The organism is Ruminococcus bromii, from assembly GCF_928721825.1.
In the GTDB taxonomy this organism is placed as follows: domain Bacteria; phylum Bacillota; class Clostridia; order Oscillospirales; family Acutalibacteraceae; genus Ruminococcoides; species Ruminococcoides bromii.
Window position 1 is genome coordinate 659326 of record NZ_CAKMVP010000003.1, and the last position, 17515, is coordinate 676840.

The following is a 17515-nucleotide window of genomic DNA, read 5'->3' on the forward strand; positions in this document are numbered from 1 at the left end:
TTATTTACCTGCCTTTTCCGCAACTGTAGGAAGGAACATAGAAGGCTCTGTGTTACCGCTTTCATCAAGCTGTTGTGTCATATCAATCTTGCCTTCTCTTCTTGCACCGATTGTGTTTATAACCTTCTTCATCATACCGTCATTGAGTTTATATTTCTTTCTGTAAACAACATAAGCAATAAGCATACAAACCGCAGGAACAATGCACATAAGTGTACTGATTGACGCTACTGTTGCAAATGACTGTTCCTGACCCGGAATATACTGTGTGCTTCCAAGTGCCGCACCAATACCAAGTGCTGTAAGAGCCGCTGTAAATTTTACGATAAGCGTCTGGAGTGAGAATACAACGCCTTCATTTCTTGTTCCAAGCTTAAATTCACCGTAATCAACAACATCTGCAAGGAATACTGTTGCACAACCAAGTTCAAGACCTGTGCCAAGTTTTACAATAACACCAGAGATTGATGTGAGCACAACATTGTGCGGAGCAAAAATACCTACGAACAAAAGCATTACAAGACCAAATGCAGGTAAAAGACATGCAAGAAGGAACGAAGTTTTTCTTGAAAGAAATTTTGTAACCTTAGGGAATACAATAAGACCTACAACCTCTGCGATTGATGCGCTGATCATAAATGATGACATCATTCCTGCGTTGCCGCAAACATATTTGAAATAATATGTTGCAACACCCATAATGCACTGAATGCCGATGTTGTAAAGGAAGATAAGAGTTACCGCCCAACGAAGTTGATCATTCTTGCCGATGATTGAGAAAATATCTTTAAACTTAACTTTCTTTTCCGGAACAGAATCATCTCTCTTTTTCGGAAGATTGATTACTGTAATACCGATTGTAAGAATAAATACAATTGCAATTATGATTGCAAATCTGTGATAACCTGCCTGATTTGTTGTGCCGCCGCTGAGAGCCTCAATAATCTGAACACCAAAGCCTGCAATAACAAGTGACTGACCGATACTTGCAAAGATTCTCGGAAGTACCGAAACTTTTTCTCTCTCCTCAGGATTTGAAGTGAGATTAGGAATAATTGACCAATAAGGAATATCCATAATTGTGTAAGTCATACCCCAGAGTATGTAAGCTGCTGTTGCAAATACGCAAAGTCCAACGCCATCGAGGTGGAAGTCTGTGAATAAAACAACAAATACAATTGAATTAACCAGCGTACCTATTACAAGCCATGGAATAAATTTACCCCATCTGCTGCGTGTGTTATCAACAATCATACCCATAAACAAATCATTAAAGGCATCCCATAACTTTGCAACAAAGAACATTACGCCGATAAATACCGGGTTGACCTTGATGATGTCTGTGAAATAAATCATTGAAAATGTGGCAATCATACCATAAATCATATCTTTGCCGAGGGCACCTAAAGCAAAGGTGTATTTGATTCTACCCGGGATTTTGCCATCAAGTCTTGGTTGTGATGATGTCTGTTTCATAATTTTTCCTCCTTTTAATTTTAAATGAAACGCCGTGACAACCTGCACAAAAGATTTCGTTATTATTTAATAATAATGTTTCTTTTGTTTTTGTGTTAAGTAAATTATATGTTTTGTTTCGTAAACTGTCAATAGTTTTTGGTAAACATTTTTGCTTTCTCCGTTTTTCACTAAACACGACTTGATTTTTTAGTAATATTTCACTATAATGGTAGTGAGGTGATTCAATTGGCTACAATCAGAGATGTTGCCAAAAAGGCAAATGTATCAGTAGCTACTGTTTCAAGAGTGCTTAATAACGACACTACCCTCAGCACCTCGCTTGAAACGAAGCAAAAAATATTTGCAGCAGCTAAAGAACTTAATTATGTAAAGAAAAAAAGGGTTACATCAGCACCTTCATGTCGCATTGGAATTCTACAATGGTTCTCTTCCAAACAGGAAATTGAAGATAATTATTACTTTTTGATGAGACAGGGTATCGAGGACTACTGTTCAAAAAATAATATAAGTATTGTACGAACATTTAAAACAGACAATGACTATCAGAATGTACTTTGCGATGTTGATGGCATAATCTGCCTCGGGAAGTTTAGTAAACAAGAAATAAAATTACTGCATTCTTTGAATAATAAAATTGTTTTTCTTGATATGACCGTTGAGAATATTGAAATCACATCCGTATCACTTGACTTTCGTCAGGCAGTGTCCGATGCAATTAAATATCTATATGATTTAGGTCATAGAACAGTTGGCTTTATCGGAGGCATTGAACAGCTTGAGGACGGAACGATATTTCCTGATAAACGACTCAACACTTTCACAGACATTTGCGATGAACTAAACATTAAATATGATGGGTTTATTATGCAGGACAAATTTTCAACATCATCCGGTTATAAAATGATGTCAGAAATGATCAGCAAAGGGAATCTCCCCACAGCTATTTTTGCGGCAAGTGATCATATTGCAATCGGTGCAATGAGAGCTCTGCAAGAAAACGGTTACAAAATTCCTGAGGATATTTCTGTTATGGGATTTGATAACACGGAGCTTTCGGGATATACAAACCCTCCGCTTACTACGGTAAACGCACCTGTATATGCAATGGGTATTTACGGCATTAGATTTATTTTGAATCTGATGAAACCTAAAAGCACCGATTATTATTCTCCTATGCGTGTCTATCTACCTTGTCCAATAAAAGTTCGCAACTCATGTGCAAAACCTAAAAAATTATAATTATCGTCGTTATTAAACGATTGTATGCTATAATAAATTATAATTATAACTCCACAAATGATAGATTAAGAAGGATTTTGAAAAGTTCTTTGAAGATGTGCCTTCCGACTCCTTGTCAGCAGTCATCGCGGTAGCGATGGACATGAACGCATCTTACAACAAGCTTGTAACAAAGCATTTGCCCAAAGCACAGATTGTATATGATCGGTTTCATATGCAGTCGCAATTTGGCAGAGATGTTCTCGGCGTTATTCGTCTGGATGAAGCTCGTAGGCATAAAGCCAAAGAAAAAAATCCTTGCCGATATCTCGGATGATACCGACAAGGAAACTATAAAATCTCTTAAACAAGAAGCTAAAGCCGAAAAGCAGGAATACAGCCAACTCAAGAAGCTGCGTTAGTCATTGCTCATTAACTCAGATAAACTCTCCGACAGCAAAACCGAGCAATTACACTCTATTCTGCAAGATCATCACGACCTTGCTGTTTGTTACGCCATGAAAGAGGAAATGTGCAGACTTTATGAACTGACAGATTACCAACAATCAGTCACCGGATGGACAAAATGGTTTCAGGCTGCGAAAGAAAGTGAGATTCCCACATTGGTACGGTTTGCAGTTCGAAAAGAAAAACGGCTCCCCGGCTTAGCTGCCCATGCCATCCACCCAATCAGCACCGGCAAGCTCGAAGGCTTCAACAACAAGATCAAGGTCGCTAAACGAATCGGCTACGGTTACCGTGACGACGACTTTTTCTTCACCTTGATTCGCTATCTTTCTATTCCTTCTGTCCGTTCACCATCCCACAAAAAATCGTGATGAACCAATTTTTTTCATAACAAAATATCCTATGGTAGGTTTTATTCTATCATAGGATGTCTTTTTATTGTTCACTTTTTATGTTGCACATTTCATATCAAATCCGTTATCTGCATCTGTCATCAGGTAGATGCGTAACAACTCGATTACAGAAACAAAATATCTTAACATAGAGAGATACCAATACTGAGCAATTGATATAAGGTCAATAATTTCGCCAATCATACTCATCCGTCAAAACATTAAGTTCGATATTATTTATGACAATAACATCTTGAGATTTCCAATACCAAGAAACATCTTCTTGATGATAATTCCAGTATATATTTCGACTTTTATTCGTTTTTAAATCAACTACTTCACACCTTACTGAAAAGTCTGTCGTTGCATTCCCCGAACAAAGGTAAGCGTTTACTACATATTCATTATTAGGAGATGCTGTAGTATCAATTAACTCGCCATGGGGCAAGTATTCCAAACTACACGCTGTAAATAAAATCATAACCACAAAAAAGCAATTAAGCGTAAAAAACTTCTTTACCATTGAAACACCTTCCGATTATAAAGTAATCTCCAATACTTTCTGCCCAACAATATGCAACGAGTATCTCTGGGATCGTCAAAAAAACTATACCAATAACTCCAAGATGATGTTCCACTTAATATTTGATAAATACCTGCTCCCGTGCATAATGTTATTGCTTTGAAAACAACTGAGCCAACAAACCCAAAATGTATATTACCAACATCTTGTGAAGCTATTATACATCCATGAAATTTAAAATGGTTTGCAAATTGAAAGGAACAGATTGTTAAAATATTAAATTTCAGATTACAAAAATTACTTTCTGTTGTTTCTGTTAAAGCCGCCTCTGCGGTCGTTGTGAGGTCTGCGCGGACGAGCTGATCTTTCTGCGTCAATGTCGTTTTCGGGAACAAGACCGTCAACATCAATGAGAACCTGACGGCGAGAGAGATTAAGTCTGCCTTTGTCATCAATTTCCATTACCTTAACACGGATAATATCGCCTACATTGACAACATCCGTTACATTCTCTGTGCGCTTAACATCAAGCTGAGAAATGTGAACAAGGCCTTCCTTGCCCGGAGCGATTTCAACGAAAGCACCGAAGTCCATAATACGAGTAACCTTGCCGAGGTACATTGCACCCGGCTCAGGATCAACGGCGATAGTGTTGATAATTTCGATTGCACGCTTACACTTGTCGGAATCAATACCCGAAACAAATACCTGTCCGAGTTCGCCGTCTTCCTCAATGTCAACCTTAACTCCGCATTCAGCCTGAATTTCCTTGATAACCTTACCGCTCTTACCGATAACCTCGCTGATTTTGTCGGCAGGAATTGTTGTTGTAAACATCTTGGGAGCATATTTTGAAAGCTCTTCTCTCGGCTCTGCAATAGTCTTGAGCATTACTTCGTCAAGGATGTAGTTACGAGCCTTGTGAGTCTTGGCAAGAGCCTCCTTAACCATTTCGGGAGTAAGGCCGCTGATTTTGAGGTCCATCTGAATAGCAGTGATACCGTCGTGTGTACCTGCTACCTTAAAGTCCATATCACCGAAGAAGTCCTCAAGACCCTGAATATCAACCATTGTCATCCAACGGTCGCCCTCTGTGATAAGACCGCATGAGATACCTGCAACAGGAGCCTTAATCGGAACACCTGCGTCCATAAGAGCAAGAGTTGAACCGCAGATTGAACCCTGTGAAGTTGAACCGTTTGAAGAAAGAACTTCCGAAACAAGGCGAAGTGCATACGGGAATTCTTCTACAGAAGGAATTACAGGAACGAGAGCTCTTTCTGCAAGAGCACCGTGACCGATTTCTCTTCTGCCCGGACCACGGCTTGGCTTTGTTTCGCCGACTGAGTAGCTTGGGAAGTTGTAGTGGTGGATATATCTCTTTTCTGTTTCGCCGTCAATGCCGTCAAGAAGCTGTTTGTCAGAAACAGGACCGAGTGTAGCGATTGTGAGAACCTGAGTCTGTCCTCTTGTGAACATACCCGAACCGTGAACTCTCGGAATTACGCCAACCTCTGATGCGAGAGGACGGATATCGTCCATTCCTCTGCCGTCAACACGCTTCTGCTCATCGAGTAACCAACGGCGAACAATGAACTTCTGTGTCTTATAGAGGCACTCGTCAATGAGGGCTTCGCTTTCGGGATAAATCTCGTCAAACTTTGCGTGAACTGCCTCATAAATAGGCTTAAGTCTTTCGTCACGAATTCTCTTATCATCTGTATCAAGAGCAACCTTAACATCTTCTTCTGCAAATGCCTTGATTGCCTCAAACATATCATGGTCGGGTTCAAGACTTGCGAACTCAAACTTTGGCTTGCCGATTTCAGCCTTAATTTCCTCAATAAAGCTGATAATCTTCTGGTTAGCCTCATGACCTGCCATAATTGCGTTGTACATATCGTCATCAGATACGCAATCTGCACCTGCCTCAATCATAGCGATTCTTGAGCTTGTTGAGGCAACTGTTGTTGCCATCTTAGAAACCTTTCTCTGCTCCTCTGTCGGGTTGATGATGTACTCGCCGTCAACCATACCTACGGAACAACCCGAGATAGGTCCGTTCCACGGAACATCAGAAATTGAAATTGCGATTGAAGCACCGATCATGGCAACAATTTCAGGCTGACAGTCGGGATCAACACTCATAACCGTACAAACGATTGAAACATCGTTTCTCATACTCTTATCAAAAAGAGGACGGATAGGACGGTCGATTACACGGCTTGTGAGGATAGCCTTTTCCGAAGGTCTGCCCTCTCTCTTGAGGTAAGAACCGGGGATTTTGCCTACTGCGTACATCTTTTCTTCATAGTCAACCGAAAGCGGGAAGAAATCAACGCCCTCTCTTGGCTTTTCTGATGCTGTAACAGCAACATGAACTGTTGTGTCACCGTAGTGAACAAGACACGCACCGTTTGCAAGCTGTGTCATCTTGCCTGTTTCAACCTTTAAAGGTCTGCCGGCAAATTCTGTTTCAAATACTCTGTATTTGTCGAAAGTCATAAGTCGATTCATTTTAGTAAAATCCTTTCCGAAACATAAGTTTCACATTTTAAATAAAGTTCAAATTTATTCAAACGGGATTTTACGCCGATTTAGCAATAAAACCATTAAACAAAGCTGATAAACACATATTAGCATAGGTTATTTAATCGTTTTACCGCTAAAAAACAGCAAATAAAAATCCCGCAGAAAATCGAATTTAGGGCAAGCTTTCGCTTGCCCTTGTGTACTTAAAAAATTACTTACGGATACCGAGTCTTGCAATGATAGAACGATATCTTTCAATGTCTACCTTTGTGAGGTAAGCGAGAAGGCTTCTTCTCTGACCAACCATCTTGAGAAGACCTCTTCTGCTGTGGTGATCCTTCTTGTGAACCTTGAGGTGCTCGGTAAGGTCATTGATTCTCTTTGTAAGAAGAGCAATCTGAACCTCCGGAGAACCTGTGTCGCCTTCGTGAGTTGCGTACTCAGCCATGATAGCCTGCTTTTCTTCTTTAAGCATTTAAAATTCCACCTTTCAAAAATAGTCGCCAAAATCTCAGGGCAGGGCTGTGAAAATCCGACAAACGGCATACTCCCTGTTCCGAGACACGGTCATCTGTTTTATATTATCACAATCGAGGTCAAAAGTAAAGTGTTTTTTACAAAATCTTCTTTGTTTTTTCATTGTAGAGCATATCTATATATTCACAAATCTTTTTCTGATCTTCTTTTGACATAGACCGAAATCTTGTAATGATTGCTCTTTCGGCAAGAGTAAGGACATTTAGCGTCATATCAGAGTCTGCAACTCTTCTTTCAAAATAATCTCTGTTATCAAGAATTGCGTTATAATCTATACCGAACATCTTTACAATTTTTCCCAGAAGCTCATGACTCGGTTCGGAAACACCTGTTTCATATTTAGTGTATGTTGTACGGTTTATATTGAGAGCGTCAGCAACCTGCTGTTGAGTCAGTCCGCACTGGATTCTGTAATAACGCATTCTTAGTCCGACCGACGCATCAATATTACTGCACTTTCTTTTTGGCATCTGCTGCACATCCTATCACAAAGCATTTCCGCTGTAGTATCTATTGTGTAACAATTATAGTACTTTTAATTTTATTATTCTACAAATGTGATAACACTTCACCAGACAAAAATTACCACTTTTTTTGTGCATAATTTTGTATTTATAATAACAAAAGTATAAATTTATTTAATTCACCGTTATGTTTTCTTCTCCTTAAATTATGATGACAGACGAAAAATTAAACTAAATTTTCTTTTTTTACTTGCTTTTTTACTTTTTTCTATTGAAATATCGGGACAATCGGTGTATAATACCAAGGTGAAGTTTTCATTACGCACGAAGTCTGCCGAAACACATTAGCGTTTAACGTTAGTTAAGCATTATAAATATTAGCATAATATGTGAAAATATTTATATTTTCCGCACTGCACATCGTGTTCAGTAATCCTTGTTAAAATTTAAAATAATATGCTGGAGTAGCGCAGTTGGTAGCGCAACTGATTCGTAATCAGTAGGTCGAGGGTTCAAGTCCCTTCTTCAGCTCCATAACAAAAACCGCATCAGAAAGCCGTTTTCAGGCTCTTTGGTGCGGTTTTTATTTGCTTATTTTTACCGTAAAATATTGCGAAATATCGCATAATATTGCTTAAATATTAGTCAAATGTTAGTCAAAAAGCAGTCAGCTAAAACCGAAGATTACAGACTTTTTCGGGTTATCCTAAATATAAATATTGAGCCGCATACCGCACATATCAATTATTCAGCAAAACAAGCGACAGTTTAATTCTCTGCCGCTTGTAATTCTCATATATTCCGTTTTCTCGGTTTACCCCAACTATTGACATTGAGCCTATATATTCTACTTTTCGGTTTGCCCTAACTATTGACTTTGAACTGAAATTAAATAATTTTATTTTTAGTCCCATAGCAGTCCCACAGGATAAAAAAGAACCCCCGAAAAGCTCGATAAGCACTGACTTTTCGGAGGTTTTTATATTTTTTGTTGTTATTGTACAAACCCCTCTACTCTCTTTGGGGTAATTTTTGTTATCCTCTGTCTGTACTGTTTAAACTCCGAATAAAATTGGAGTTTTATTGCCAAATTCTCGATAAACACTGGGTTTTTGGGCATAGAAAAAGCGACCTAAAAGATTGCTCTTCAAGGTCGCTCAAGGATATTAAAATTTACACATTACAGGATAATGGGTGTTGCACAATAACATTACGATTTATTCCCACTCGCTCCCTGTAAATCAATCTTAAACGCATTTGTTTATGAAATTTATCAGAGAGTATTTATATTACTTGAATTATCGGTAAAGCATACGCTATCCGATTTTTTGTTGCCATTTCGTTGCCAAAGTACATATCATTAAAGTACAACTGTGAACAAGACCAAATTATGTTTCGTATCTTTGCTTGATTTCATCAATAATGCTTGCTGCGTAAAGAGTTGTTTTTGTTGTTTTGGCTTTTTTAGGATTAAGCCTTCTTGTATATGCATAAGTATTGTTCTCTTTTAAAGAAGACATTATTTCATTGAACTTTTTACCCTGCTTGAAGTTCGGGATATCAGCTCTGCATTTTTTGCATATATCACTGTATGTAAATGGATAGAGTTTAACTATTTCATCATCTGAAAGTTTTATTTTTTGTGCATTAGGATCATCTGATAATTGAACTTTATTAATTTTTGCAAAATTTGCATCTGCTGCATCTTGTGAAGTAATCGCAATAAGTAAATCGCTATTTTTCATTCGTTTAACATTTTCTAAATATATATCAAATCCAACAACAATGGTATCCTCAATGCCTTCATCATTCAAATCGGTAATAACTTTAACCATTGAGGATATAAACTCTTTTGATTCTTTAGAAGAAATGTAATTAGCTGCCCTTTTGGTCAGAAAATCTTCTGGCTTGAACGGTAATTTGAACCCTAATGGTAAAATAAACAAACCTTCATTTGCCATTATATCCTTTGAAAAGTACTTTTTAAGAAAATCCACATAGTTTAGTGCCGCCTTAGCTGTCAGCATAAAAATATATGGTTCTAATTGTTCATTGTAATAATGCACAATATTATTCCTGTACTCTTCAATAAGACATAAATTTTCTTTTATTTCTATAAACGCTTTTGGCTCCTGCTTGTTAATATACTCGTCTGTATAATCAATTGCTTTATCAATGGAAATTGTATGCCCGTCTTTTTTGTATATAGACTTGCTCTTAATGTACTTTTTCACAAAGCATTTTAAAATCAATTCCCAAGCATTCATAATCAATAATGTTACTGTTTCGTAACGATACGAAAAATTGGGCTTATTATGTATTTCAATTGCTGCAAAATATGCTGAAATTGAATTTTTAAGTAAATTATTTTGAACCATTTTTCTTTTGGGCATATCTATCACCTGCCATATACTTATTGTATGTAGACTTTTTGTGTTCATTTTTATTATACTATAAATTTAGGAGGATTGCAACTATGGATATTATAAAAGTATTTGGTGACAACCTAAAAAAATATCGTACAGCTATGGGAATATCTCAAGAAGCATTCGCCGAAAAGTGCGGTATGCACCGTACCTACATAAGTGCTATCGAGTGTTACCGCCGCAGCATTTCGCTTGAAAATATACAGCGTATAGCTGATGCGCTCGGAATTGAAACCTATAAATTGTTTTTGGAGGAAGACAAAAATGCCAAAAAAGAAAACAAAAATCGAATTATTTGAGGAATTGGCCGGAATAGATGAGAACGGTTTCAGCAGATGGGTATCTGTTGATGAATTTGTGGGAGAATACCAAGGTCTCCAACTCTTAAATGGTGCTGGATGGTCAAGAGATGACGGACCATTTGGAAGAAAATACATTGTTGAAAGAGATAAAACTCGTACTCCGGGAAACAGAACCGATGCAATAAGAACTGTAGGGTTCAATAATGGTGATTATTCACAACATATTAGAGCAGATATAAAAAGGCAAATCCAAAGTCAGCGTTGTGTAATATTAGGGACGTCAAATCCAGAGGTAGACCATAAAAATGGCATGAAAAATGAAGATCGTGTTATGCGAAATGAAGATCAAAAATTATCTGATTTTCAGCCATTAAGCAAAGCCGCAAATGATGCAAAACGCCAATTTTGTAAAGAATGCATTAGAACAGGCATAAGATATGACGCTAAGAAATTAGGTTATCCCATGTCATATTACAAAGGTGACGCTCGTCACAATGGCGAAGAAAATGCCTGCGAGGGCTGTTTTTGGTATGACCCATTAGAATTTAGAAAACATTTGAAGGAAAAATAATATGAATACACACGTTTTTATTGTAAATGGACAAACATTTAAATACCACTTAGAATATATGTTCGCAGGTACTGGTGCAAGCGAAAAAAAATCACCTTTTTTGAATAATCCTACTATTCAATATAACGCAACTGCAGAGCGCAACTTAATGGGAATGATAGCCGACATTTCTCGCATTCAGATTGGCGACAATATTATTTTTTACTTACAAGCGACCAATGGTAATCAAGGACAGTTCTTTGGAATATTCAGAGCAAAATCTAGAGCATTTTTCGATGAAAATGATACTGATAATTACTTAAAAATTAAACTTGGGAAAGGATTGTCATACCGCATACTCATTGAGGCATCTGATTATGGCGTATACCCAATAGGCATAACAGAACACGAATATTTAGATTCCTTAGAAGGTAAAAATTATCCTTATGAATTATGTTGGAGTTTAATATATAGAAAATTAAAAGGTAATCGCGGATGCACTATGATTACTGATTTTGAATTCAACGACTTATTATCAAAATTACAAAATAAAAGCAAATGCCTAACAGTATCTGATAACTATACATATGATTTTTCATCAAACAAAATATCAGAATATAATAATGTCGCAATTTATGGCGGTAGACAAAATTCGCTATCTATAAAAGAAAGATTGCTATATAAAGCAAACAGACAAAATGCGTTTGAAACACATTTACAAGCTTTTATTTTACAAAATTTACGCTCGCTAAATTTACTTGAATTTCCAGAAAAGGATTTTTTGGTAGGCAATGAGGTTTCTTGCGGAGTAGGTATGCAGCGAATAGATATATTGATAATGCAAGAAAGCAACAATAATATTCACTTTAAAATAATTGAATTAAAAGACGAACAGCCTACAGCGAATATTGTGGATTATCAACTTAACTGGTATATAAAATGGCTATTTGATTATATTATTCCGAACTATGATAGAAAAGCAGTAGAAATAACCCCTTGCATTGTTGCTGCTAAAACAAATGATATGGGATTGATAAAATATATTGCTGAAAAAAAGTTTAACAATCCGTATTCATATGCATCTATTCATAAGACCGAGTATTATGCTTTTAATATAAGCAAAGATGATATTGACTTTGAGAAAATTGTATAATCGATTCGTTATAGGTAAAGTGATTTTAATCACTTTACCTTTTTAAATACAAAAATATATTCGTGTTTGAATATGTAGAAATCGCTGGCTAAGGCACGATATCGCCATATGCCTTGTTTATTTGATTTACCTTTTGTTTCACCAAAGTTTTTAACTAAAATGGCTTTTAAAAGCAAACCTTTTTCCATTATCAAATTCATGCAGTAGAACCCAAGGGGAATTACCTGACTGTTGGCATATTTATCGCCAATAACAACTGCACAATATCTATTTTTCTCCAAAACACTTAACGAGTTATCGATTACTTTGCTAAAAGAATCCAAAAACTCATTAATGCTGTCGCAATTTGACAAATCATTGGGATTTTCAGAAAACTTCACAATATCCCAATATGGAGGATGCATTATTACAAACTGTACTTTATTTATGCCTTCTGATAGTAATATCTTATTCATATCACATGTTTGACTATCAGCAACCACAACCTTTGTTCTTACAACATCATTTTTTTCAGTGTATATTCTGTCATAAGCTTCTTTCGCAACATCATGTTGAATTTCTATTCCAATTGAATTTCTACCCATGCGTTGTGCTTCTATTAATGATGTTCCGCTTCCCATAAATGGGTCTAAAATCCAATTTCCTTTTTTGGTATACCTAGAAAATAACTGGTGCGGAATTTGTGGAACAAAATTTCCATGATAATGTCCACTATGCGCACCGCTATTATCTCTTTTGTCGATTATCCATAAAGAATCCGTTTCGATGTCCGTGTATTCTCTCCATTGAGATAAGTCTAAATCATTATATTTTCCCATTTCATTCCTCTTTTATTAAACAATGCAAATACTCAGTCGTTTCTTTTCCTGAAATATTTCTGTTTTTGTCTTTATCTGCCTTAAATCGCCTATAAGATTGAGTGAAACATCTATATGTTCCGTATCTCGACATTATATTTTTTATTGCATCTACATTCATTAAACCTTCATTATTATAGCTTAAAAAGATGTATCTAAAATTCGCATTAGCAATCAAATTTTCAAATTCACTTTCCAATGTTCTCTTAGAACAATACTTGCTTTTCTGTCCATTGGGCTCTCTCAAACCGGTTTTGCCTTTCAACTCAGGATAATCATATCGTGCAATAGTTTCAAGGACGTGATAATTTGAGCAATATTGTCTAGCATTATATGGCGGATCAAGATATAAAACATCCCCGTGAATTCTCGTTATCAGTTTATTAACATCCTCATTATAAGCTTCTCCTTTTGGTCCCTGAATTCTTGGCAGTAACTCTAACTTAAATTGTTTTTGAGCCGATTTTTTTATGTGCTTAAGAAAGGCTCCGTATACCGATGCCGTATTTGCGTACTTATCTATCGAATTCACAAGACCTGCCAAAAGCCCGAAATATGTTTCTTCAGATATCAAATTTTGACTAAAAAGTCTTTCGATCTCTATCCTTATAGCATCACATTTTTTACCATTGCTATCTGTAAAATAGTTTCTACCACTACCTGAACCTGCACAATAGTTTTCAAATATGAAGCCATCAACATCATCCAATAAATCTAAACTGCTTATCAATGATTCGTCTATATTTTCTGATCCCTCAATTAAATATTTATTAATTACATAGCTATAGTATTGAATGTCGTTTGAAATGACCTTACAGCCTTCTTTTCTATAACTCGCTCCTACAACCCCGGTTCCCGCAAACAAATCTGCAAAAATATAATCATCACCTGACTTGTAACCGGTAACATCCGATATTGTTCTATGAATAAAATCAAGAAGCGAATATTTGGATCCTATATAATTCATTGCTTTTCAACCTCGTCAATATGTTCAATAATATCGGAAACATCGCATGAAAAATGAGAACACAATCTATCTAATATTTCCATTGACACTTTCTCGTTTCTTCCCATTTTATCCATTGTGGATTTTGATATGTTGGTTTCTTCCATCAGTTGTTTTTTGGTCATTTCCTTATCAATTAACAACTTCCATAATGGCTTATATGTAAAAGACAAATCCATCACTCCTTTATATGTTGTGATTATATCATAAAAGTACTGCAAACGCAATACTTTTATATTTATAACTAAACAAATCAGAAATAGCATCAAAAAATCGGCAGGGATTGCTCCCTGCCGTCGTTATGTTTATACCTTGTAAATTATATCCGCATTTACAATTTCCGTTGCACGGTTACGGATATTGTTCATTTTTAGAACCCATAGCATTTGGTCAGTTGCTTTTAAGTTTTCGGTTACATTTTCTTTTTCGGCTAAGTCTTTTACAAGCCGAGAAAAAAGGTCTTGAGCCTGCTGTTCAATATCTACAAGATATGAATTGAGCTTACCGCTTGTCAGCAAATTGTAGTAAAGCACTTTGTGATTTTGCTTCAAATATCGTTTATGCCTCATTCCCCAAACGCCGATATTCGCTTCCTTTTCTTCTTCCGCCGGTAATAAATCGGGTAACATATAGTCGCCCACCTGTGTATAAGTACCACCTGTTTGTTCAAAAATTGTGTTTGCCATTTTGTTTTACCTCCAAAAATTTATTTATCTTGAGCGTGGATTTTCACGCTTGCGACCTTTGATATTTCTTGCCTGTTCAAGCAACTCATCAATCTGTTTATGCCCGAAAACTTTGCGCAAAAGTTTGTAATCTTTGACTTCCGAACGCAAATTTTCGTTTTCACTTTTCAGCTTGCTGTTTATTTTCGATAACATTTCGTTCTCACGATAGAGGTTGCCGTTCGTGATATTTAATCTATGGTAACTGTCCCAACCCTCAAAGCAACGAGCCAATGCCGTCTTGATTAACGCTTTTAATTTTTGAATAAGCGGCTCTGCAATTTTTGCTTTATATGCTTTTGCGGACATAAAACTTTGCGGCTCGGAGAGCTGATATTCGGGTGCATTATCAAGCATTTCTTCCACATTTCTTAAGTTTTCCAAACCATCATCATAGTTTAACACTCGCTCGGATAACACATTAAATTCTGCTTGTTTTACTTCGATTTTAGCCCCTAATTCTTCAAGTTCCGTCGCTCGTTCTTGCTTTTTGTAATCAAGAACAGACAAATGTGTTTCGTGCATTCCTTTATGTTTCCACTCAATTCCGTGGCGTTCCATAACAAACGCTAAGGCGGATTTTTCTGCGCTTACCCATTGATTCCACTCGGTATCTCCACGGGTTCCGCCCTTAAATCCTTGTGCGGCAAGCGCCTGCTTGAGTGATACTCTTGTATCAAGTCCACGGTTGCTGCCAGTTGTGAACGGAACAAAATCAATATGCAAATGGGGCGTTGCCTCGTCCATATGCAGATGAGCAGAGAACACTTTTAGGTTGGGATTTCGCTCTTGAAATCCCCGATAATACTCATCTAAAACCTGCCGTGCAAGCTGTCCGTTTTCGCTTTCGGCGCTCATATTTTCCTTATCGCCAATCTGTAAAATCAGTTCGTGAAACGGCTTTTCTTGCTTTGAGTTTCTGATTTTCTCATAGTAGTTTTCTATTCTGCGGTCGGCTCTTGTCTGCTTTTCATTGTATCTTTTTAGCGCTTCGTCAAACAATTCGTGATAGATTTTCTTTATCGGCTCGTTACAGTAATCAATGTTCAAATGCGTTCTGCTACCGTCAACATTTTCCGCCTTGAACTTGCGGCTGTTATGATTGACCGAGCCTTTACCTACCATTGCACTTATCGTTCTTTGCATTATATACACCTCCAATCTCATAAACTTGCTCGTCCTCGGTTCTGTTACTCTTGTCAAGAGTAACGCAAAAGCACTTTTGACAGGCGAGCCCATCAAAAATGCAACCTGCAAGCAGGTTTTGCGCTCTCTGAGGGGCAAAGAGCCGCCTTTGAAAAGGCACTCTCTGCACACTCTGCTAAACTTTTGCTGTGACAAACCGTGACGATGGTGACAATGTTTTAGACCACATCACCGTTCTCGGAGAGTTTGTCACGGTCGTCACACATTGACACGCTTTCTTTCCAAAGGGATATTTTTCGTCCGCTGTGCGTGCGACTCGCTTTGTAATGAATGTCGTAATCTTTAAGCAACCGCCCGGCGTTGATACTAAGTCTTAGCGACAGAACATTAGACTTAATATCCAATCCAATAAGTTTGCTCAATTCAGAAGCCGTCCCGTCCCATCGGCTACTGTCCGAAGAAAGAACAGTCGATACCTTTTCAAGCAGCGGGTCAGGCGGCTCTGTCCAAACTTCTGTTTCGCTTTTTTCAAATTCCCATATAAGTTTTTGCGGATTGCGAACAAGGTGTATTCGCTGATCCTGCTGATCTCTGCCGGTGACGTCAAGCGTTGCGGCATTGGTTGTTCGTTTCTCTTTGCTGAGAACAAAGGCGCCGTCTGCCGCACCGAGCAATCCGTTTGTGCCGGAGATTGTATCAAATTTATCGTCTGCCTGCTGTTTGCGTGTGTGATGGACGATAAGCATTGTTACCTTGTAGCTGTCGGCAAGCGCTTTCAGCTTTGCGACTACATCGTAATCACTGCCGTAGCTGTAATCCGCACCACCTGTCTCTCGAACACGCTTTAGCGTATCTATGATAATCAGTCCGGTGTCAGGGTGTTCCTGAATAAAACCTCTTATTTGGTCTTCCAAACCGCCGTTTACGGTTTTGCTTTCTGTTGCAAAATACAAGTTGTCCGTTCCGTCAGCGCCGAACATATGATAGAGTCTGCGCTGTAAGCGAGGGTAATCATCTTCAAGGGCAAAATAAAGAACGGTTGCATTGCGGACTCTGTAATTCCAAAGCGGAGTTCCAGTGCTGATATGGTAAGCGAGCTGTGCCATCATAAAACTCTTTCCTACTTTCGGAGAACCCACGAACAAGTAAGTTCCCTGATAAAGCAGACCGTCTATAAGTGCGGTTTGTGTTTCGAAATCGGTATCATACAGAGCCGACATTGAAACGGTTTTCAAATATGACGGATCCATTTGCCTCAGCATTTCTCTTTGCATTTCACGAAAACTTTCGTCCAAATCCTTGATATTTTCATCGTTATCGTTTATACTAATGTCAGTAAATTTTTGGATTGACTGCTCCGTATCTGCGCCAACAGATACATTCGGGGCGGTCATTTCTTTTTTATTCTCCATTGTTATCCTCTCCTTTCAATCCGCCGAGAATATCGGCAATCATTTCTATTACATCAAGCAACTCATCATTTACCTCCCCGCCGGCTTCTATTCGCTGTAATTCCGACAGCACATCGGCAAGCTGGTTTCGCAAAGCCTTGAATACTCTCGGATTGCCTTGCACAACTATATCCCTGTGCGTGAGTCGCCTTGTTATATAATCCTGCTTAGTTAGTCCTGAAAGCCGTACATAAGTTTCAATTTGTTTGTCCTCCTCCGGCGATACACGAAACGCTACGGTTTTGTTTCTCCAGCGGTTATGCTCATCTCTATTTTTAAGTGACAT

The 17515-nt window shown here is 37.7% G+C and carries 21 protein-coding genes and 1 tRNA gene; 7 read left to right on the top strand and 15 right to left on the bottom strand.

What is annotated here, in order from left to right:
* The gene (gene melB, locus QDI94_RS03375; RefSeq protein WP_015523930.1) at positions 1-1476 is read right to left on the bottom strand and encodes a melibiose:sodium transporter MelB; all 1476 of its coding nucleotides are present in this window, start codon (positions 1474-1476) and stop codon (positions 1-3) included.
* Between the two features lie 219 nt (positions 1477-1695).
* On the opposite strand from melB, the gene QDI94_RS03380 reads away from it, so the two are divergent.
* From QDI94_RS03380 to QDI94_RS03390, 3 genes are all read left to right on the top strand, one after another.
* Positions 1696-2718: a LacI family DNA-binding transcriptional regulator gene (locus QDI94_RS03380; protein ID WP_278867137.1), complete on the top strand. Its 1023-nt coding sequence runs from the start codon at positions 1696-1698 to the stop codon at positions 2716-2718.
* 97 nt (positions 2719-2815) lie between these two features.
* Positions 2816-3034, top strand: coding sequence for a transposase (locus QDI94_RS09890; RefSeq protein WP_417136972.1), 219 nt, complete (start codon positions 2816-2818; stop codon positions 3032-3034).
* 88 nt (positions 3035-3122) lie between these two features.
* Entirely contained in the window at positions 3123-3536 is a 414-nt protein-coding gene (locus tag QDI94_RS03390) for a transposase (protein WP_278867142.1), read from the top strand.
* A 78-nt stretch (positions 3537-3614) separates the two neighbouring features.
* On the opposite strand, the gene QDI94_RS03395 is transcribed toward QDI94_RS03390, so the two are convergent.
* From QDI94_RS03395 to QDI94_RS03415, 6 genes are all read right to left on the bottom strand, one after another.
* On the bottom strand, positions 3615-3761 hold the full coding sequence (locus tag QDI94_RS03395) for a hypothetical protein (RefSeq protein ID WP_021882826.1): 147 nt from the start codon (positions 3759-3761) through the stop codon (positions 3615-3617).
* Entirely contained in the window at positions 3742-4080 is a 339-nt protein-coding gene (locus QDI94_RS03400; protein ID WP_278867147.1) for a DUF5412 domain-containing protein, read from the bottom strand. Before QDI94_RS03400 ends, QDI94_RS03395 begins: the two co-directional genes overlap by 20 nt.
* Positions 4074-4487: a polymorphic toxin type 44 domain-containing protein gene (locus QDI94_RS09895; RefSeq protein WP_353867092.1), complete on the bottom strand. Its 414-nt coding sequence runs from the start codon at positions 4485-4487 to the stop codon at positions 4074-4076. The genes QDI94_RS03400 and QDI94_RS09895 overlap by 7 nt, the downstream gene beginning before the upstream one ends.
* Positions 4378-6597 (bottom strand): polyribonucleotide nucleotidyltransferase, encoded by a 2220-nt coding sequence (locus tag QDI94_RS03405; protein WP_278867150.1) that lies wholly within the window; start codon positions 6595-6597, stop codon positions 4378-4380. The genes QDI94_RS09895 and QDI94_RS03405 overlap by 110 nt, the downstream gene beginning before the upstream one ends.
* Positions 6598-6823: 226 nt before the next feature.
* Positions 6824-7087 carry a 30S ribosomal protein S15 gene (gene rpsO / locus QDI94_RS03410; RefSeq protein ID WP_015524098.1) on the bottom strand — a complete coding sequence of 88 codons (264 nt, stop codon included), beginning with the start codon at positions 7085-7087 and terminating at the stop codon, positions 6824-6826.
* 139 nt (positions 7088-7226) lie between these two features.
* The gene (locus QDI94_RS03415) at positions 7227-7619 is read right to left on the bottom strand and encodes a helix-turn-helix domain-containing protein (protein ID WP_278867154.1); all 393 of its coding nucleotides are present in this window, start codon (positions 7617-7619) and stop codon (positions 7227-7229) included.
* A 452-nt stretch (positions 7620-8071) separates the two neighbouring features.
* Here QDI94_RS03415 and QDI94_RS03420 point away from each other — a divergent pair.
* Positions 8072-8147, top strand: a tRNA-Thr gene (locus tag QDI94_RS03420).
* A gap of 854 nt (positions 8148-9001) precedes the next feature.
* Here the strand turns inward: QDI94_RS03420 and QDI94_RS03425 are convergent.
* Positions 9002-10006, bottom strand: a complete 1005-nt coding sequence (locus QDI94_RS03425; protein ID WP_278867156.1) for a DUF3644 domain-containing protein — start codon at positions 10004-10006, stop codon at positions 9002-9004.
* Between the two features lie 83 nt (positions 10007-10089).
* Between QDI94_RS03425 and QDI94_RS03430 the strand changes: the two genes are divergently transcribed.
* From QDI94_RS03430 to QDI94_RS03440, 3 genes are read left to right on the top strand one after another with little or no spacing between them, the layout of a single operon-like run.
* Positions 10090-10338 (top strand): helix-turn-helix domain-containing protein, encoded by a 249-nt coding sequence (locus QDI94_RS03430; protein WP_021883129.1) that lies wholly within the window; start codon positions 10090-10092, stop codon positions 10336-10338.
* Positions 10304-10912, top strand: coding sequence for a hypothetical protein (locus QDI94_RS03435; protein ID WP_021883130.1), 609 nt, complete (start codon positions 10304-10306; stop codon positions 10910-10912). The genes QDI94_RS03430 and QDI94_RS03435 overlap by 35 nt, the downstream gene beginning before the upstream one ends.
* 1 nt (position 10913) lies before the next feature.
* Positions 10914-12044: a PDDEXK family nuclease gene (locus tag QDI94_RS03440; RefSeq protein ID WP_278867159.1), complete on the top strand. Its 1131-nt coding sequence runs from the start codon at positions 10914-10916 to the stop codon at positions 12042-12044.
* A 29-nt stretch (positions 12045-12073) separates the two neighbouring features.
* Here the strand turns inward: QDI94_RS03440 and QDI94_RS03445 are convergent, their stop codons facing one another.
* The 7 genes from QDI94_RS03445 to QDI94_RS03475 form a co-directional block, all read right to left on the bottom strand.
* On the bottom strand, positions 12074-12862 hold the full coding sequence (locus QDI94_RS03445; RefSeq protein ID WP_021883132.1) for a TRM11 family SAM-dependent methyltransferase: 789 nt from the start codon (positions 12860-12862) through the stop codon (positions 12074-12076).
* Between the two features lies 1 nt (position 12863).
* Complete coding sequence (locus QDI94_RS03450) at positions 12864-13868, bottom strand: DNA adenine methylase (protein ID WP_021883133.1); 1005 nt, start codon at positions 13866-13868, stop codon at positions 12864-12866.
* Positions 13865-14080, bottom strand: coding sequence for a helix-turn-helix domain-containing protein (locus QDI94_RS03455; RefSeq protein ID WP_021883134.1), 216 nt, complete (start codon positions 14078-14080; stop codon positions 13865-13867). Before QDI94_RS03455 ends, QDI94_RS03450 begins: the two co-directional genes overlap by 4 nt.
* Before the next feature lie 132 nt (positions 14081-14212).
* Positions 14213-14593, bottom strand: a complete 381-nt coding sequence (locus tag QDI94_RS03460) for a TnpV protein (protein WP_278867162.1) — start codon at positions 14591-14593, stop codon at positions 14213-14215.
* A 24-nt stretch (positions 14594-14617) separates the two neighbouring features.
* Positions 14618-15778, bottom strand: a complete 1161-nt coding sequence (locus QDI94_RS03465) for a plasmid recombination protein (protein WP_278867164.1) — start codon at positions 15776-15778, stop codon at positions 14618-14620.
* 218 nt (positions 15779-15996) lie between these two features.
* Positions 15997-17190, bottom strand: coding sequence for an AAA family ATPase (locus QDI94_RS03470; protein ID WP_278867165.1), 1194 nt, complete (start codon positions 17188-17190; stop codon positions 15997-15999).
* Complete coding sequence (locus tag QDI94_RS03475) at positions 17180-17515, bottom strand: plasmid mobilization protein (protein WP_117886978.1); 336 nt, start codon at positions 17513-17515, stop codon at positions 17180-17182. Before QDI94_RS03475 ends, QDI94_RS03470 begins: the two co-directional genes overlap by 11 nt.

What these genes read in the sequence shown, in the direction of transcription:
- melB (WP_015523930.1), bottom strand. Translation starts at nt 1,476, where the DNA reads ATGAAACAGACATCATCACAACCAAGACTTGATGGCAAAATCCCGGGT.
- QDI94_RS03395 (WP_021882826.1), bottom strand. Translation starts at nt 3,761, where the DNA reads ATGATTGGCGAAATTATTGACCTTATATCAATTGCTCAGTATTGGTAT.
- QDI94_RS03400 (WP_278867147.1), bottom strand. Translation starts at nt 4,080, where the DNA reads ATGGTAAAGAAGTTTTTTACGCTTAATTGCTTTTTTGTGGTTATGATT.
- QDI94_RS09895 (WP_353867092.1), bottom strand. Translation starts at nt 4,487, where the DNA reads ATGTTGACGGTCTTGTTCCCGAAAACGACATTGACGCAGAAAGATCAG.
- QDI94_RS03405 (WP_278867150.1), bottom strand. Translation starts at nt 6,597, where the DNA reads ATGAATCGACTTATGACTTTCGACAAATACAGAGTATTTGAAACAGAA.
- rpsO (WP_015524098.1), bottom strand. Translation starts at nt 7,087, where the DNA reads ATGCTTAAAGAAGAAAAGCAGGCTATCATGGCTGAGTACGCAACTCAC.
- QDI94_RS03415 (WP_278867154.1), bottom strand. Translation starts at nt 7,619, where the DNA reads ATGCCAAAAAGAAAGTGCAGTAATATTGATGCGTCGGTCGGACTAAGA.
- QDI94_RS03425 (WP_278867156.1), bottom strand. Translation starts at nt 10,006, where the DNA reads ATGCCCAAAAGAAAAATGGTTCAAAATAATTTACTTAAAAATTCAATT.
- QDI94_RS03430 (WP_021883129.1), top strand. Translation starts at nt 10,090, where the DNA reads ATGGATATTATAAAAGTATTTGGTGACAACCTAAAAAAATATCGTACA.
- QDI94_RS03435 (WP_021883130.1), top strand. Translation starts at nt 10,304, where the DNA reads ATGCCAAAAAAGAAAACAAAAATCGAATTATTTGAGGAATTGGCCGGA.
- QDI94_RS03440 (WP_278867159.1), top strand. Translation starts at nt 10,914, where the DNA reads ATGAATACACACGTTTTTATTGTAAATGGACAAACATTTAAATACCAC.
- QDI94_RS03445 (WP_021883132.1), bottom strand. Translation starts at nt 12,862, where the DNA reads ATGGGAAAATATAATGATTTAGACTTATCTCAATGGAGAGAATACACG.
- QDI94_RS03450 (WP_021883133.1), bottom strand. Translation starts at nt 13,868, where the DNA reads ATGAATTATATAGGATCCAAATATTCGCTTCTTGATTTTATTCATAGA.
- QDI94_RS03460 (WP_278867162.1), bottom strand. Translation starts at nt 14,593, where the DNA reads ATGGCAAACACAATTTTTGAACAAACAGGTGGTACTTATACACAGGTG.
- QDI94_RS03465 (WP_278867164.1), bottom strand. Translation starts at nt 15,778, where the DNA reads ATGCAAAGAACGATAAGTGCAATGGTAGGTAAAGGCTCGGTCAATCAT.
- QDI94_RS03470 (WP_278867165.1), bottom strand. Translation starts at nt 17,190, where the DNA reads ATGGAGAATAAAAAAGAAATGACCGCCCCGAATGTATCTGTTGGCGCA.
- QDI94_RS03475 (WP_117886978.1), bottom strand. Translation starts at nt 17,515, where the DNA reads ATGTCACTTAAAAATAGAGATGAGCATAACCGCTGGAGAAACAAAACC.